General features: G+C 37.3%; 13 protein-coding genes, 2 pseudogenes and 1 riboswitch. Of the genes and pseudogenes, 13 read left to right on the top strand and 2 right to left on the bottom strand.

Going from position 1 to position 15012, the window contains the following annotated elements; translation table 11 throughout:
• The 3 genes and pseudogenes from rhuM to E7276_RS05715 form a co-directional block, all read left to right on the top strand.
• Nucleotides 1–420, top strand: a pseudogene (gene rhuM, locus E7276_RS05705) (RhuM family protein); the annotation flags it as partial.
• 321 nt (nt 421–741) lie between these two features.
• Nucleotides 742–1017 (top strand): BrnT family toxin, encoded by a 276-nt coding sequence (locus E7276_RS05710; protein ID WP_294214851.1) that lies wholly within the window; start codon nt 742–744, stop codon nt 1015–1017.
• Entirely contained in the window at nt 1007–1333 is a 327-nt protein-coding gene (locus tag E7276_RS05715) for a BrnA antitoxin family protein (RefSeq protein ID WP_294214854.1), read from the top strand. The genes E7276_RS05710 and E7276_RS05715 overlap by 11 nt, the downstream gene beginning before the upstream one ends.
• Nucleotides 1334–1394: 61 nt before the next feature.
• Here E7276_RS05715 and E7276_RS05720 read toward each other — a convergent pair whose 3' ends face one another.
• Together E7276_RS05720 and E7276_RS05725 are read right to left on the bottom strand one after the other, a co-directional pair.
• Nucleotides 1395–1982: an NADH peroxidase gene (locus tag E7276_RS05720; protein WP_294214856.1), complete on the bottom strand. Its 588-nt coding sequence runs from the start codon at nt 1980–1982 to the stop codon at nt 1395–1397.
• A 29-nt stretch (nt 1983–2011) separates the two neighbouring features.
• Nucleotides 2012–2401 carry a Fur family transcriptional regulator gene (locus E7276_RS05725; RefSeq protein WP_294214860.1) on the bottom strand — a complete coding sequence of 130 codons (390 nt, stop codon included), beginning with the start codon at nt 2399–2401 and terminating at the stop codon, nt 2012–2014.
• Nucleotides 2402–2623: 222 nt separating this feature from the next.
• On the opposite strand from E7276_RS05725, the gene E7276_RS05730 reads away from it, so the two are divergent.
• The 10 genes and pseudogenes from E7276_RS05730 to thiC all read left to right on the top strand — a co-directional run bounded on the left by E7276_RS05730 (nt 2624) and on the right by thiC (nt 15003).
• Nucleotides 2624–4906, top strand: a complete 2283-nt coding sequence (locus tag E7276_RS05730; protein WP_294214863.1) for an ABC transporter permease subunit — start codon at nt 2624–2626, stop codon at nt 4904–4906.
• A pseudogene (locus E7276_RS15165) lies at nt 4899–5606 on the top strand (amino acid ABC transporter ATP-binding protein); the annotation flags it as partial. The gene E7276_RS05730 and the pseudogene E7276_RS15165, both read left to right, overlap by 8 nt.
• Before the next feature lie 495 nt (nt 5607–6101).
• Nucleotides 6102–7454, top strand: a complete 1353-nt coding sequence (locus E7276_RS05740) for an MFS transporter (RefSeq protein WP_294214865.1) — start codon at nt 6102–6104, stop codon at nt 7452–7454.
• Between the two features lie 84 nt (nt 7455–7538).
• Nucleotides 7539–8555 carry a histidine kinase N-terminal 7TM domain-containing protein gene (locus E7276_RS05745; RefSeq protein WP_294214866.1) on the top strand — a complete coding sequence of 339 codons (1017 nt, stop codon included), beginning with the start codon at nt 7539–7541 and terminating at the stop codon, nt 8553–8555.
• A 27-nt stretch (nt 8556–8582) separates the two neighbouring features.
• Nucleotides 8583–10754, top strand: coding sequence for an HD-GYP domain-containing protein (locus tag E7276_RS05750; protein ID WP_294214868.1), 2172 nt, complete (start codon nt 8583–8585; stop codon nt 10752–10754).
• Nucleotides 10755–10814: 60 nt separating this feature from the next.
• Nucleotides 10815–10919, top strand: a riboswitch (TPP riboswitch).
• 123 nt (nt 10920–11042) lie between these two features.
• A complete protein-coding gene (thiW, locus tag E7276_RS05755; protein WP_294214869.1) occupies nt 11043–11588 on the top strand; it encodes an energy coupling factor transporter S component ThiW in 546 nt (181 codons plus the stop codon).
• Nucleotides 11558–12298 (top strand): hydroxyethylthiazole kinase, encoded by a 741-nt coding sequence (gene thiM / locus E7276_RS05760; protein ID WP_294214871.1) that lies wholly within the window; start codon nt 11558–11560, stop codon nt 12296–12298. Before thiW ends, thiM begins: the two co-directional genes overlap by 31 nt.
• Nucleotides 12288–12911, top strand: a complete 624-nt coding sequence (thiE, locus tag E7276_RS05765) for a thiamine phosphate synthase (protein ID WP_294214872.1) — start codon at nt 12288–12290, stop codon at nt 12909–12911. Before thiM ends, thiE begins: the two co-directional genes overlap by 11 nt.
• Nucleotides 12908–13693 (top strand): bifunctional hydroxymethylpyrimidine kinase/phosphomethylpyrimidine kinase, encoded by a 786-nt coding sequence (gene thiD, locus E7276_RS05770; RefSeq protein WP_294214875.1) that lies wholly within the window; start codon nt 12908–12910, stop codon nt 13691–13693. Before thiE ends, thiD begins: the two co-directional genes overlap by 4 nt.
• 2 nt (nt 13694–13695) lie before the next feature.
• Entirely contained in the window at nt 13696–15003 is a 1308-nt protein-coding gene (gene thiC / locus E7276_RS05775) for a phosphomethylpyrimidine synthase ThiC (protein WP_294214877.1), read from the top strand.
• The last annotated feature ends 9 nt before the right edge of the window (nt 15004–15012 follow it).

The following is a 15012-nucleotide window of genomic DNA, read 5'->3' on the forward strand; positions in this document are numbered from 1 at the left end:
ACAAGGGAACTTCCATTTTATAACCTTGATATGATAATTTCTTTGGGTTATCGAGTTAAATCTTCAACAGCGACGCATTTCCGTAAGTGGGCAACGCAACGTTTGAAAGAATATATAATCAAGGGATTCACAATTGATGACGAGCGTCTAAAGGAAAATGGCGGTGGTAATTACTGGAAAGAACTTCTTGACAGAATTCGAGATATCCATTCATCAGAAAAGGTTCTTTATCGTCAGGTTCTGGATTTGTATGCAACCAGCGTCGATTATAATCCGAAGAGTGATGAGTCTATACAGTTTTTTAAGATTGTTCAGAACAAGCTTCATTACGCGGCACACGGTCATACTGCGGCAGAAGTGATCTATGAAAGAGCAGATGCTAATAAGCCTTTTATGGGATTAACTTCCTTTTCAGGAGAATACATTATCTCTGGTGGAAGAAGAGTATCTTAAAAGTGTAAAAGGTCTGGAAAAAGAAGTGAAGAAGAGAAAAAGAGCAACTAAGAAATAAAAACTTGGATATGAAGATAAGTTTGGACAATGGTTCGCAAATCGAAAGTATCGCGGAATTATGCAGAATTAAATAGTGCTATAACAGTATTGAATTGAATTCTAAAGAGATAAAAACTCCAAGTCCTGTTTGTGGGCTTGGAGTTTTTTGCTGTAATGAACTAAATTATCTAACAAGATGTATTGCACAAATGTATTGCAATATTGTAATGCATATGTTAAATTGTAATTATGAAAGAGGTTATATTTGAGTGGGATGACGAGAAGGAGAAAATAAATATAAGAAAGCATGGAATATCCTTCTCTACCGCAGCTTTTGTGTTTAATGATCCAAATAGATTAGAGTATTTTGATGTAAATCATAGTGATTTTGAAGATAGATATGCTACCATAGGCATGGTAGGTAAGGTGCTGACAGTTATATATACTATTCGAGGTGAAAGATATAGAATCATATCAGCGAGGATTGCTACCAAAGCAGAAAGGAGTGCGTATTATGGCAACTAAAACAATGGTTTTAAAAAATAATCAGAAGCCTTCAAAAGAACAGCTTATGGAGGTGGAGAGAGCTTCTAAAAATCCAATAGTATTTGATGAAGATGCACCAGAATTTACAGAAGAACAATTAGCACAGTTTAAAAGAATACTGACATATGCTGAAAATTATAAAAGGGAGAATCGTAAGCAGAATATTACTCTTAGATTAAGTCCTCAAACTATTAAAAAAGCCAAATCTTTGGGCAAAGGTTATACTAGCATTCTAGCAGCAATTATCGAGAATGCATTGAACAATCCAGAGGAAATGATGTCTCTGATGAAATAGAGTAAACACTGGGCCTGCACTTCAAAGTGCAGGCCCCATTTTTTATTTCGGTATTTTCTTATTATTTAAAGTAGCGGTTAAGAAGACCTTCAAGTGCCTTGCCGTGTCTAGCCTCGTCACGAGCCATCTCGTGAACTGTGTCATGGATAGCGTCAAGGTTGTTCTTCTTTGCACATTTAGCGAGATCAACCTTACCTGCTGTGGCGCCGTACTCGCAATCAACTCTCCAAGCAAGATTCTTCTTTGTAGAGTCTGTCATATTCTTTTCTAACTCAGAACCGAGCATTTCAGCAAACTTAGCTGCGTGCTCAGCCTCTTCGTAAGCAGCCTTTTCCCAATAGAGACCAATCTCAGGGTAGCCCTCTCTGTGAGCAACACGTGCCATGCAGAGGTACATACCAACCTCAGAGCACTCACCCTCAAAGTTAGCCTTGAGCTGGTCGAAAATGTATTTTTTATCTTCATCAGAAATCTCTGGATTATTCTTAACTGTTGTAGCGTATACGCCGAACTCATGCTCAGCAGCGAGAGCGATTTCACCCTCAACCTTCTTGAATTTATCACCACTTACGTGACATACTGGACACTCCTCTGGTGGATTGTCTCCCTCATGAATGTAACCGCATACAGGACATACATATTTTGCCATAATTAATCTCCTTTCAAAAATAAAAATGATTATTGTTTTTGGTTATTGATAATGCAATCTTTGCAAATGCCAGTGAATATTAGATTTGCATTTTCGACTGTACCTAGCCCAGCACTTGAAGCTGCCAAAATCTGCTCAATGCTAGGTGTAATATCCAAATCCATTACACGCTTGCAACACCTGCAGTAATAGTGGCTATGTGCAGAGGTGTCACCATCGAAATGGTCGGTACCGTCGCCAGTTGAAATCTTTTTGGCCTCGCCTAGCTCAACCAAAAGTGTAAGATTCCTATATACAGTACCTAAGCTGATTTTAGGATATTCTTCCCTAACATGCTGATAAACAACCTCAGCAGTAGGATGCTCATGGGTAGACATTAAATATTGTTTAATGGATTCTCTTTGTCTACTGTAATTCATAAAACACCGCCTTAAAAATCACAAAATCAATAATGATTATTTATATAATAACATGTTCAAGCAATATGTCAATAATAAAATAGTAATAATTATTGATTATAAATTTTTATTTATAGAACGTTACGATATTTATGATATTTCTGTGTTTTTATTGGACATTTATTGTATTGATGTCGTTAAAAATATAAAATTGAAAAAAAACGGGGGTTGCTGGGAAGAGATATGAAAATTAAAAAGTATTTAGTTTTAATGATTATTGGGGCTGTATTACTGTTACCAACTTTTTCAAAAATTGTATCTGCCGAAGGTGAGACTAATGATATGTCTATACATTGGCAGGATTATAACGGAAAAAAGATTGGTGTCTTAACAGGAACGCTAATGGAAGATATTGCTGCTAATAATTTTCCAGACAGTGAATATTTGTATTTTGATTCCTATCCTGATTTATGTACAGCGCTTACTACTGGGAAAATTGATGCATTTTTATCCGATGAAGCTAATATTAGGTCAATAAATTACGAGCAGCCTAAAATAAGTTATATAAATGATAAAATTACAAAACAGGATCAGAGCTTTGCTTTTAATAAAAATAGTAGTGAGAGTGCAGAGCTTTGTTCTGAATTTAATGATTTTTTAAATGAAATCAAAGCGGATGGTACTTTTGAAGAAATTGGAGATATATGGCTAGGAATAGATGAAGAAAAAAAGACTATTGATATGTCTGATCTTACTGGCGAAAATGGAACAATAAAGATTGTCACCACTTCTACAGATATGCCTTGGTCATATATAAAAGATGGAAAAAATGTTGGTTATGATATCGACTTGATAGTTCGTTTTTGTAGAGATAGAGGATATGCTCTTGAAATTATGGATACAGATTTTTCAGGACGCATTCCTGCTGTGCAGTCTGGAAAATGCGATTTTTCAACAGATATGAATGTTACCGACGAGAGAAAAGAACAGGTGCTTTTTTCAGAGCCAACTTATTATGGTGGTGTAGTACTTGCAGTGCCTACAGCAGACTTAGAATCAGCAAATGAAATCTCATCAAAGTCTGTACCTGAATATCAGACATTTGAGGAATTAAATGGAACAACAATTTCAATGTTGACAGGTGCCCCATTTGAAAGTTTGATTTCTTCTAAAGTTCAAAATGTAAAAGAGTTTACATATTTTCAATCTGCTCCTGATATGATGCTTGCAATCAAAGAACACAAAACTGATGCAGGGCTTATGAACAATGCTATAGCTGACTTAGTGGCAAACAGAGATTCTGAACTTGCAGTATTTCCTGAACATTTGGGAGAAACTGCCTTCGGATTGGCTTTTGCGAAGGGGGATGAAAGATGTGATGAATGGGCAAAGGTATACGAAAGTATATCGGATGAAACAAAGAAAGAACTGTGGGAAAAATGGACTAGTGCTGATGATAGTATTAAAACAATTCCAATTCAGGATTGGCCAGGAAGTAATGGTACAGTAAATGTTGCTGCTTGCGATACCGTGGAGCCTATGAGCTATGTGGGACAGGATGGCGAAATATTAGGACTTGATATAGAGACAATACTTCTTATAGCAAAGGAGTTGGATGTTCATGTAAACTTTATACCGATGGATTTTTCAGCAGTTTTGTCTTCAATAGAAGCGGGGAAGGCAGACATTGCTTGTGGCTCTATCGTAATTACCGAGGAACGAAAAGAAAGTATGGATTTTTTGGAATATCAGCCGGCATCATTTGTATTTGTTGTGAGGGCAAAAGATGTAGACACAGTTGATAATTCATTCTTTTCAAAAGTAAAAGAGAGTTTTAAAAAGACTTTTATTAGAGAAAAACGCTATAAGCTATTTATAGATGGAATAATTACTACACTTACTATTACGGTTTCTGCAATAGTATTTGGCTCTATTCTTGGATTTTTGTCATACTTGATTTGTCGCAGAGAAAACGCGGTAACGAAAAAGGTATCGGCATTTGTATTATGGTTTATTCAAGGAATACCTGTTGTGGTATTGCTTATGATTTTATATTATATAGTTTTCGCAAAATCTGATTTAAGTGGAACAGTTGTTGCTATTATAGCGTTTACTCTTATTTTTGGAGCCAGTGTATTTGGAATGTTGAAAATGGGGGTTGGAGCTATCGACAAGGGACAAATGGAGGCAGCTTTATCTCTTGGATACAGCGATATCAGAGCCTTTTTCCGTATTATATTACCCCAGGCAATACCACACTTTCTACCTGCATATAAGGCCGAGGTGGTGTCACTTGTAAAGGCAACAGCAATAGTAGGATATATTGCAGTGCAAGATTTGACAAAAATGGGTGATATTGTAAGGGGACGCACTTACGAAGCATTTTTTCCGTTGATAGCTGTTGCTATTATGTATTTTATACTTGGAGGAGTAATAAAATTTATAGTAGGAAGACTAAGTAGACATTTTGACCCTAAGAGGCGACTAACAGCTGATATATTAAAGGGGGTGAATGTTGATGATTGAGATAGTTAATTTAAAAAAAGAATTTCCAAGTGTGGTACCTATTAAAGAGGTAAATACTGTTATAAATGATGGAGATGTAATAGCTGTGATAGGTCCTTCCGGAACTGGAAAAAGTACATTTCTAAGATGTATTAATCTATTGGAAAAACCTACATCCGGTAAGATTATTTTGGATGGACAGGATATAACAGAAAAAGGTTTTGATGTGAAGGAGGCGAGAAGGAAGATTGGAATGGTTTTTCAATCCTTTAATCTTTTTTCACATCTGACTGTAATAGAAAATCTGATGATTCCACAAATGGATTTGATGGACCGCAATAAGCAGGAAGCTTACGAAAAGGGAATTGAACTATTAAAACAAGTAGGATTAAAAGAAAAAGCATTTTCCTATCCTGATGAACTTTCGGGTGGGCAAAAGCAACGTGTGGCTATTGCCAGAACTCTATGCATGGATCCAGAGGTGATTTTGCTAGATGAACCTACATCAGCCCTTGATCCTACAATGGTTTCAGAAGTACAGTCTGTAATAAAGAGCCTATCTAAGAGCGGAAAGACTATGATTATAGTTACTCATGAAATGAACTTCGCAAGGTCTATATCTAATCGTGTATTTTACATGGATGAAGGTGGAATATACGAGGAAGGTACACCGGAAGAAATTTTTGATGCTCCTCAAAAAGAACTTACGCGAAGGTTTATAAAAGGTCTAAGAGTATTCGAGACTGAAATAGATAGTAGAGACTATGATTTCATTGAAATGGATACAAATTTAGAGATGTATCTGATTAAAAATGATGTGTTATCCATAGAGAAAAATAGAATTAGACTAGCTATTGAAGAAACATTGCAGCAGATACTTTTTCCAAAATATGAAAATCCCTATATCCATATCAAAACAGAGTATTCTGCTGTGGAAAATCAATGTGTTGTATACATTGATTACAAAGGGGAACAATTTGATATAAGAGAAACTGATAACAATATATCACTTGCAATACTTGAAAATATAGTTACTGAAATTGTATATTCTTTTAATCCAAGTGAAGAAGTTCAAAATCATGTAGAAATGCACATTGTGCATCCTGGAAAATAGGAAACTAATATTTGCAAAACTAGTTCCGCATAAGGTATAATCAAAGTAGCTTAAATACGAAGGTATTGAGCTACTTTTTGTATTATTTAGGGGGAATAAATAATGAAACAACTAAAACCTATCACTAACAAACTTCTTTGGATTTTTGCTCTAGGTCAGTTTGGATGGAGTTTACTATCAGGAGTAGTAACCAACTGGATGGTGTATTACTACAGCGGCACACCAGATGCAAAGAATCCTACTACAGGTATTTTCGCCTCAGGAATTACTCAAAACCCTATACTATTTAAATTGACATTGTTTGGTCTCGTCCTTGCGGTAGGACGTATATTTGATGCCATAACAGATCCTCTTATAGCAGGATGGTCAGATAGAAGTAACTATAAAGGTGGTCGACGACTTCCATTTATGCGTGTCATGGCAATTCCATTTTCACTCTGCACAATTGGCCTGTTCGTAATACCTCAGACTGGTAATGTAATTGCAAATGATTTTGCTCTTTTTATCCTGTTGATGATATTTTATCTGTTCATGACAATGTTCTGCACACCATACAATGCTCTTATCGCAGAGCTTGGTGACACACAGCAGCATAGAATTAATGTTTCTACATATATTTCATTTACATTTATTGTTGGACAGAGCTTTTCGTTTATGCTACCAAACTTAGCTGGTGCTCTTGAAGGCACATTTGGTTTAGAGGGCGGAATCAGAATAGCAGTGGCTATCATGGCTACAGTGGCATGTATAGCAATGTTGATTCCTGCATTCTATATAAAGGAACGTGATTACATCGATAGCAAGCCTAGCGAGACAAAGCCATTTACATCCTTGGTAAAGACATTCTCCAATGGACAGTTTAGACGCTTTGTAGCAAGTGATGTTATATATTTTTTTGCACTTACATTGTTCCAAACAGGTCTTGCTTTCTATGAGACAAAGCTTATGAAAATAGAAGATACATACACATTCTTACTTACAGCAACTATGACATTTATCAGTGTATGTCTCTATGCACCAGTAAATATTATTGCTAAAAAGGTTGGAAAGAAAAAGCTTATCATCACAGGCTTTTTTGCATACAGCGTGGTATTTTTGATTACAACACTATGTGGCCAAGGTTTGATATGGGGATTTATCGTTGCCTTTACAGCAGCTGTTCCAATGGCTATTCTTGGTATACTTCCACAGGCATGTGTTGCTGATATTTCAGAACTTACTCGTCTCCAAACAGGAGAGGATCGAAGCGGAATGTTCTTCGCAGCTCGTACATTTGCATTTAAAATGGGCCAAGCATTAGCGCTTGTTGTATTTACCTCTGTTACAGTGTCTGGTACAGAGGCAAGCTACAGAACATCAGCACTTATCGCATTTATTACATGCTTCATAGGTGCATGTATATTCTTTACATTTAATGAGAAAAATATCCTAAATCAGATAGAGTCCCTTAAGTAAAGCCAAGACAATGCTGTGGATTTTCAGCCTGTTATTGTATATAATGAAGTCAGACACGTTATATCGCAAGAAACGAGGTAGAAATTGCTGCAAATTATCTATTTTGGTTGCTTTTGCATAACACTTCTGGTGCTCTTATTTCTACTTGCTTACGGGAGAACAGTTAGTGTTGATATAGTACTTTTGTCTGTTGTTATTGCAGTTAGCAATGGTGGTTTTTTTGCGCTTTCAAAAGCATCTAATTTGGAGGAAGCAATCCTTGCCAATAATATTACTTATGGCATAGGTTTGTTTTCTCCAATTCTTGTTTTATTAGTAATTTGCAATATTTGTAGAATTGCATTTCCGAATATTCTAAAAGCCGTGCTCATAGGAGTACAAATTCTTATATATTTCTGTGTATGTACTACAGGTCATCTCACAATTTTTTATCAGTCAATTGAATTACATTTTGGTGAAGCTGGAAGCTATGTTACAAAGACATACGGACCAGTTCATGATCTATATCTGCTTTCCGTGTTAGTTTATACTGCATCGGGAATTGTAGTTGTTATTTATGCCCTTAACAAAAGGACAGCACTAGTTAGTAGAAGAAATTTGGATATGATTTTGTTTACAGATATATTGACTGTCGGCTTGTATCTGTTAGAGAGATTGCTGCATCTAAAGTATGAGATGATGCCACTTGTTTCCACTTTTTCTATAATAATTATTTCATCCATCGTAATAAGAGTTTATTTCTTCTCGGTATATTACAATCAGAATATGTTTGAGGATGAGATAATTAAAAACGGATATATAATGTTTGACAAAAATCTCAGATATATGGGGGCAAACAATACAGCTAGACAGCTTTATCCTGAATTAAACTCATGGGAATTAGAGAAAAAAATCCCGGGAAATGGCGGTCGATTTAACACCTTCCTTAGACAATCCTTGATGAAATATGTGCAGGAAGGCAAAATCGAGGCAACAAAAGGAAAAACCTACGAATATAAGGGGGAATTGTATTGCTACGATATCGGAGTGCTTTTAAGGAAAGGCAGTAGCATAAGAGGATATTATATAAAGGTGTCTAATCTTACGGATGTTCTCAGATGAACCACTTTATTTTAGGAGTAGTTCTTTATGGATAAAAAGAAAGCTCAGAATGGTTCTAAATCAAAAATAATAGAGGCTGTAGAAAATATTATTCGAATCATGGTCTTATTCATATTGACCTTGATTATTGTAATAATGACAATTGCAATTTTCGATAACAGCACTTCCCAAGAGGCCACCATGGGCTCTTTTGAAACTATGGATTTTAATCAGGGCTGGAAGTACGCAGATAATCCTGAGGACGAGTTTTCTTTGCCTATTACAGTTGGGGCTGAACAGGGAAATGAGGTGTATATTTACAATACACTCCCTGAGAACTTAAGCGATGGAATGAGCTTGATGATTCGTACATCCATCGAGGATATCTTTATCTACGTGGATAATGAATTAAGAAGTGCCTATTCATCAGATAGGATTGACAACATGTCCTATTACATTCCTAGCGCATATGTGGTTACCGGTCTAGATGCAGCTGATTCCGGCAAAACTATTGTCATGCATTTAAGATTCAAGCATGACCCAGTTATTAATGAGGTAAGGATTGGCAATGGAAATAATGTTTGGTTTGAAATAATTAAAAATGGAATTCCTGTTATTGTTATTGTATTTTTTGTTTTGATAATTGGTATAGTTCTTGTTGTTGCAGCACTTTTCATTGAAAATGTATTTAATGTAAGGGCTCCTAGAAATCTAGGTCTTCTAATTATCACTATAGCACTCTGGGTAATCAGCGAGTCTCCGCTTAGGCAGTTTATTTTTCACAGAGCAACAATGACCCAGTACTTTTCGTATTTACTTGTTGAATTAATGGGAGCATTGGCCTGCCTATTTTTTGATGAGGTTCAACACAGGGTATATCATGTCAGATATGTAGTATTAGAGACCTTGGTTATGCTACAGATAAATGTGAATATCATGTTGCACACACTGGGAATAGCTGATTTGTATACAACCATGCATTTGTCTCACGCATGGACGATGCTGTGTGCAATCATGGTCATTATAAATATTATCACCGACATTATTACAGGTAGAGTTAAAGAGTACATTTTTACAATGGTAGGAATGATTTGCTTTATCATAATGTCTACTTGGGAATTGATAAGCTACTACACGAATCATTTCCATACATCTGGTACAGAGATTTGCTTGGCCATAGTGATGCTTATTGGAGGAACCGTTGTCCAGACGGTTTATGATGAGGTCAAGGGTTATGAAAATCGCGCCATTAACTATACTAAGATGACAATCAATACTATTGAGACTATTGCTGGAGCCATTGATGCTAGAGATGAATATACTGGTGGTCACTCGGAGAGAGTTGGACTTTATGCACAGCGATTGGCCAGAGAGATGGCGGCGGATTATGACTTTACAGAGGAGGATATTTTAAGAATTCATTATATTGGATTGATACATGACATCGGAAAAATCGGTGTGGCTGACAGTGTTTTGAACAAAACAGGTCGATTGAACGATGAAGAATTTAGTTTGATGAAAAAGCACACGGAGATTGGCTACGAAATTATGAGTGCCATCGGCGGAAGTGTGGAAGGGCTATTAGATGGTATTAGATATCATCACGAACGATTCGATGGTAAAGGATATCCTGATGGTTTATCAGATACAGACATTCCTTTGATAGCACGAATATTGGCCCTGGCAGATAGCTATGATGCCATGACATCTAATCGTGTATATAGAGACAGATTGGCAGATGAAATTGTTCGACAGGAATTTATACAGTGTTCAGGTACTCAGTTTGATCCTGCTATTACAGAGATATTTGTAAGGTTAATTGATTCAAAGGAAATTTCGCCATACACTATTGGCGGTGTGGCGGTGGATGACCAAGGAACTGTTAGAACTTCAGCACTCTTGGAAAAGAAACTACAAAAAGACATGCTTGCCAATGTAAAGGTGGAAAATCCATCTCATATTCGTATGCTTTGCTATGTTATGAAGTTAATGGAGAAAAAGGGAAAGGACTACAGAGTTATTTTCTTTGATGCGGCAGAAATCAAAAATGTATTATCGGATGTGGTTGAAAAGCACACTGATGCTCATGATATCAAGCTTCATTATACAGAGACCCAATACATTATTGCCTTGTTTGATAAAACAGAGGATGATTTGAATAGCCTTGTTATGGACCTAAAGGAAAAGTGTCCGATTAAGCATGTTGAATTTTTAAAGTAAATAGTTTCGAAAAATAATGCTTGCATTACTTCGTAAATACGATACAATGTAGGTGTTTAAAATTTAATAAACGGGAGCTTGTATACAGGCTGAGAGGAAGGTGTGACCTTCGACCGAGAACCTGATTTGGATAATGCCAACGTAGGGATGCCTGTAGCGCACTATAGGAAAAACATTGAAGTTGTATGGAGTACCCAAATTGGGTACTCCATTTTTTGTTATTTAAAATAATGATGTGAATTCGGATCCTCAGACTACAAGCAAACGGACCAGTTAAGGAGGATAAAAATGAAAAGGTACAATTTATTACGAATGGTTATGATGGCTATGTTGGTTGCTATTGGAGTTGTTATCTCACCACTACTAAGAGTAGAGGGAATGTGTCCTATGGCTCATTTAATCAATATTACGGCAGCAGTATTTTTAGGTCCTATTGATGCATTTGCAGTGGCAGTAATGATTGGTGTTATAAGAATGGCGCTTATGGGAATTCCACCACTTGCTCTTACTGGAGCAGTTTTCGGAGCCCTTTTGTCTGGAGTTCTTTACAAGGTATCAAAAGGAAAAATATGGGCAGCTGTTCTTGGTGAAATAATTGGAACAGGTATTATTGGTGCAATTGTTTCTTATCCAGTAATGACATTCCTTTGGGGTAGAGAAGGCCTCAGCTGGTTATTCTATGTACCTTCATTTATCTGCGGAACATTAATTGGCGGAAGTATTGCTTTTGTATTTTTATATCAGCTTCAGAGAATGGGAGCACTCAGGGAAATTCAATCAAAGCTTTCAGGAGAAGATAGTGTATGGCACAAAACTCAGAAACAAAGCCTTTAATTCATTGTATAACTAACCCGATAGCCATGAATCAATCGGCTAATGCCATATTGGCTCTAGGCGGAAGACCTATTATGGCGGAACATCCCTTAGAGGTTAGTGAAATAACAGAAACAGCAGAGGCATTACTTTTAAACTTTGGAAATATTTCAGATACAAGAATGGCAGCAATGGAAAAATCTATTGCTGTAGCAAACCAGAAGAAAATCCCTGTAGTTCTTGATGCAGTAGGCGTGGCCTGCTCAAAGCTTAGAATAGAATTTTTTGAGAAACTTATGGCTGAAAATTCTGCCACAGTAATCAAAGGAAATTACTCTGAAATCCTTGCCATAAATAACAATTACTACAGAGCTAGTGGAGTTGATTCAGAAATAAACTTGGATATAAACCAGGTAAAATCAGCGGTTTTAGCAGTATCTAAGTATTACAACTGTATAGTAGTTGCAACAGGTCCTATTGATTACGTAGCTTTTGGTAATGAACTATATACGGTAGAGGGTGGTTGTGAACAAATGGGCACAGTAACAGGAACCGGCTGTATGTTAGGAGCTATAATGGCTACATTTTTAGCTTTTGAAAACACAGTGAAATCTGTTGAAAAGGCATGTGATTTTTTCAAGGAATGTGGATGCAAAGCTAGTACTCCAAAAGGGGGCGGGACATTCATGGTAAATCTTATTGATAGGATTGGTGAATATAATGGATTTTGATACAACACTTTATTTTATAACTGATAGTAGCAATTATGATATGGCTGAATTTTTGGAGAGAGTCGAACAGGCTCTACAAGGTGGAGCTACCATAATGCAGCTACGAGAAAAAAACAAAACCACTCGAGAATATATTGAATTGGCAGAGGCAGTTCATGAAATTACTAAGAAATACAATGTGCCATTGATTATTGATGACAGAGTGGATGTTATGTTGGCAGTTGATGCAGAAGGAGTCCATGTGGGCGCAGAAGACATGCCTGTAGCTACTGCAAGAAAACTAATTGGACCTGATAAAATCCTAGGAGCAACAGCAAAAACAGTTGAAGTGGCAAAGGCTGCTTATGAAGCCGGAGCAGATTACCTTGGAGTAGGAGCAATTTATCCTACTACCACAAAGGTCAAAACAATTCTTACCTCAACAGATACCCTAAAAGCAATTTGTGATGCAGTCCCAATAAAGGTAAATGCAATTGGTGGGCTTAATGCAGAAAACCTTGGTGTTTTAAAGGGCATAAATATTGATGGTATTTGCGCTGTATCTGCAATCATGAAGGCTGATTCTCCAAAGAAGGCAGCTAAGAATATGAAGGAGGCCTTTGGAAACCTATGAAAGTAGTTTTATCTATAGCTGGTAGCGATAGTAGTGGTGGCGCTGGTATTCAGGCAGATTTAAAAACTATGACAGTTCATGGTGTTTATGGTATGAGTGCAATCACTGCGCTTACAGCCCAAAACACTTTAGGAGTCACCGATATTTTAGAGTCCACTCCTGAGTTTTTAGATGCTCAAATAAAGGCATGTTTATCAGATATCCCAGCTAATGCTGTAAAAACTGGTATGCTGCCTACTCCTGAGCAGGTAGAGATTGTTGCAAATAATATAAAAGAATATGGAATTGAAAACTTAGTGGTAGATCCTGTCATGGTTGCTACTAGCGGCAGTAAGTTGATGAAGGATTCAACAAGTGAGAAAATGGCGGAAATACTCTTTCCGCTAGCAAAAGTAATCACTCCTAATATTCCAGAGGCCGAAGCTCTGTCAGGCCAGGAAATAAAGTCAAAAGAGGATATGCAGCAGGTGGCAAAATCCCTTGGAGAAAAGTATGGCTGTAGTGTTTTGGTAAAGGGAGGCCATGCTATAGAGGATGCCAATGATGTTTTGTATGAAGCTGGCAGCCTAACTTGGTTTTATGGAGAAAGAATAGAAAACCCTAATACTCATGGAACAGGATGCACCTTATCAAGTGCTATTGCTTGTAACTTGGCATTAGGACACGATTTAAAGGATTCAATCCAGCGAGCAAAGGATTATTTATCAAAGGCAATTGGAGCAAATTTGGATTTAGGCCAGGGCCATGGTCCACTTAATCATATGTTAATGGAAGGGAAATAAGAATGGGAAATTACACAACACAAATGGATGCAGCCCGTCAGGGAATCATTACACCTGAGATGGAAATCGTTGCAAAGAAGGAATATCGTCAACCAGAGGAAATCAGAGAGCTAGTGGCAAAGGGGCAGGTTGCCATTCCAGCAAATAAGAATCATAAATGCATTAATCCAGAGGGCGTTGGAAGCATGCTTCGCACCAAGATAAACGTTAACCTTGGTGTATCTCGTGATTGCAAGGATTATGACGTAGAAATGGAAAAGGTTATGGCTGCTGTAAACATGGGCGCTGAGGCTATAATGGATTTATCCAGTCATGGAAATACAATTCCTTTCCGTCGCAAGCTTACAGCTGAGTGTCCAGCTATGATTGGTACAGTACCAATTTACGATAGTGTTATTCATTATCAGAGAGATTTGGCTACACTTACGGCGAAGGATTTTATTGATGTAGTTAGGTTGCATGCAGAGGATGGTGTAGATTTTGTCACCCTTCACTGCGGAATTACAAGAAAAACAATCGAGCAAATTAAAAAGCACAAGCGTAAGATGAACATTGTAAGCCGAGGTGGTTCTCTTATATTTGCTTGGATGACAATGACAGGAGAGGAGAATCCTTTTTACGAATATTTTGATGAGATTCTTGAAATCTGCCGGGAGTATGATGTGACTATTTCATTAGGTGACGCTTGTCGACCAGGCTGCTTGGCGGATGCATCAGATGTATGTCAGATAGAAGAGCTTGTTAGACTTGGTGAGCTTACAAAACGTGCATGGGAGAAGGATGTACAGGTAATGGTAGAAGGTCCTGGTCACATGCCAATGGATGAAATTGCTGCAAATATGAAAATTCAGCAAAAGATATGTATGGGTGCACCTTTCTATGTTTTAGGACCACTTGTTACAGACATAGCTCCAGGCTACGACCACATTACATCTGCTATTGGAGGTGCAATTGCCGCACAAAATGGTGCTGCGTTCCTATGTTATGTGACACCTGCAGAACATCTTGCATTACCAAATGTTGATGACGTGAAGCAAGGCATTGTTGCATCGAAAATTGCAGCTCATGCAGCGGACATTGCCAAGAAGGTGCCACACGCTATGGATATTGATAATGCTATGGCTGGGGCGAGACAGTGCTTCGATTGGGAAAAGCAATGGGAATGTGCAATTGATCCAGAAACAGCAAAGGCAATTCGAGAAGATCGTGCACCAGAATTTGATGATACCTGCTCTATGTGTGGAAAATTCTGTGCGGTTCGCAGTATGAACAAAGCCTTGAACGGTGAATATATAGATATTATTGGATAAAACGAAAGT

The sequence above is a fragment of the Pseudobutyrivibrio sp. genome, assembly GCF_015057185.1.
Classification (GTDB): Bacteria; Bacillota; Clostridia; order Lachnospirales; family Lachnospiraceae; genus Pseudobutyrivibrio.

What these genes read in the sequence shown, in the direction of transcription:
- thiD (WP_294214875.1), top strand. Translation starts at nt 12,908, where the DNA reads ATGAAAGTAGTTTTATCTATAGCTGGTAGCGATAGTAGTGGTGGCGCT.
- E7276_RS05725 (WP_294214860.1), bottom strand. Translation starts at nt 2,401, where the DNA reads ATGAATTACAGTAGACAAAGAGAATCCATTAAACAATATTTAATGTCT.
- thiE (WP_294214872.1), top strand. Translation starts at nt 12,288, where the DNA reads ATGGATTTTGATACAACACTTTATTTTATAACTGATAGTAGCAATTAT.
- E7276_RS05750 (WP_294214868.1), top strand. Translation starts at nt 8,583, where the DNA reads ATGGATAAAAAGAAAGCTCAGAATGGTTCTAAATCAAAAATAATAGAG.
- thiW (WP_294214869.1), top strand. Translation starts at nt 11,043, where the DNA reads ATGAAAAGGTACAATTTATTACGAATGGTTATGATGGCTATGTTGGTT.
- E7276_RS05740 (WP_294214865.1), top strand. Translation starts at nt 6,102, where the DNA reads ATGAAACAACTAAAACCTATCACTAACAAACTTCTTTGGATTTTTGCT.
- E7276_RS05710 (WP_294214851.1), top strand. Translation starts at nt 742, where the DNA reads ATGAAAGAGGTTATATTTGAGTGGGATGACGAGAAGGAGAAAATAAAT.
- E7276_RS05715 (WP_294214854.1), top strand. Translation starts at nt 1,007, where the DNA reads ATGGCAACTAAAACAATGGTTTTAAAAAATAATCAGAAGCCTTCAAAA.
- E7276_RS05720 (WP_294214856.1), bottom strand. Translation starts at nt 1,982, where the DNA reads ATGGCAAAATATGTATGTCCTGTATGCGGTTACATTCATGAGGGAGAC.
- thiC (WP_294214877.1), top strand. Translation starts at nt 13,696, where the DNA reads ATGGGAAATTACACAACACAAATGGATGCAGCCCGTCAGGGAATCATT.
- thiM (WP_294214871.1), top strand. Translation starts at nt 11,558, where the DNA reads ATGGCACAAAACTCAGAAACAAAGCCTTTAATTCATTGTATAACTAAC.
- E7276_RS05730 (WP_294214863.1), top strand. Translation starts at nt 2,624, where the DNA reads ATGAAAATTAAAAAGTATTTAGTTTTAATGATTATTGGGGCTGTATTA.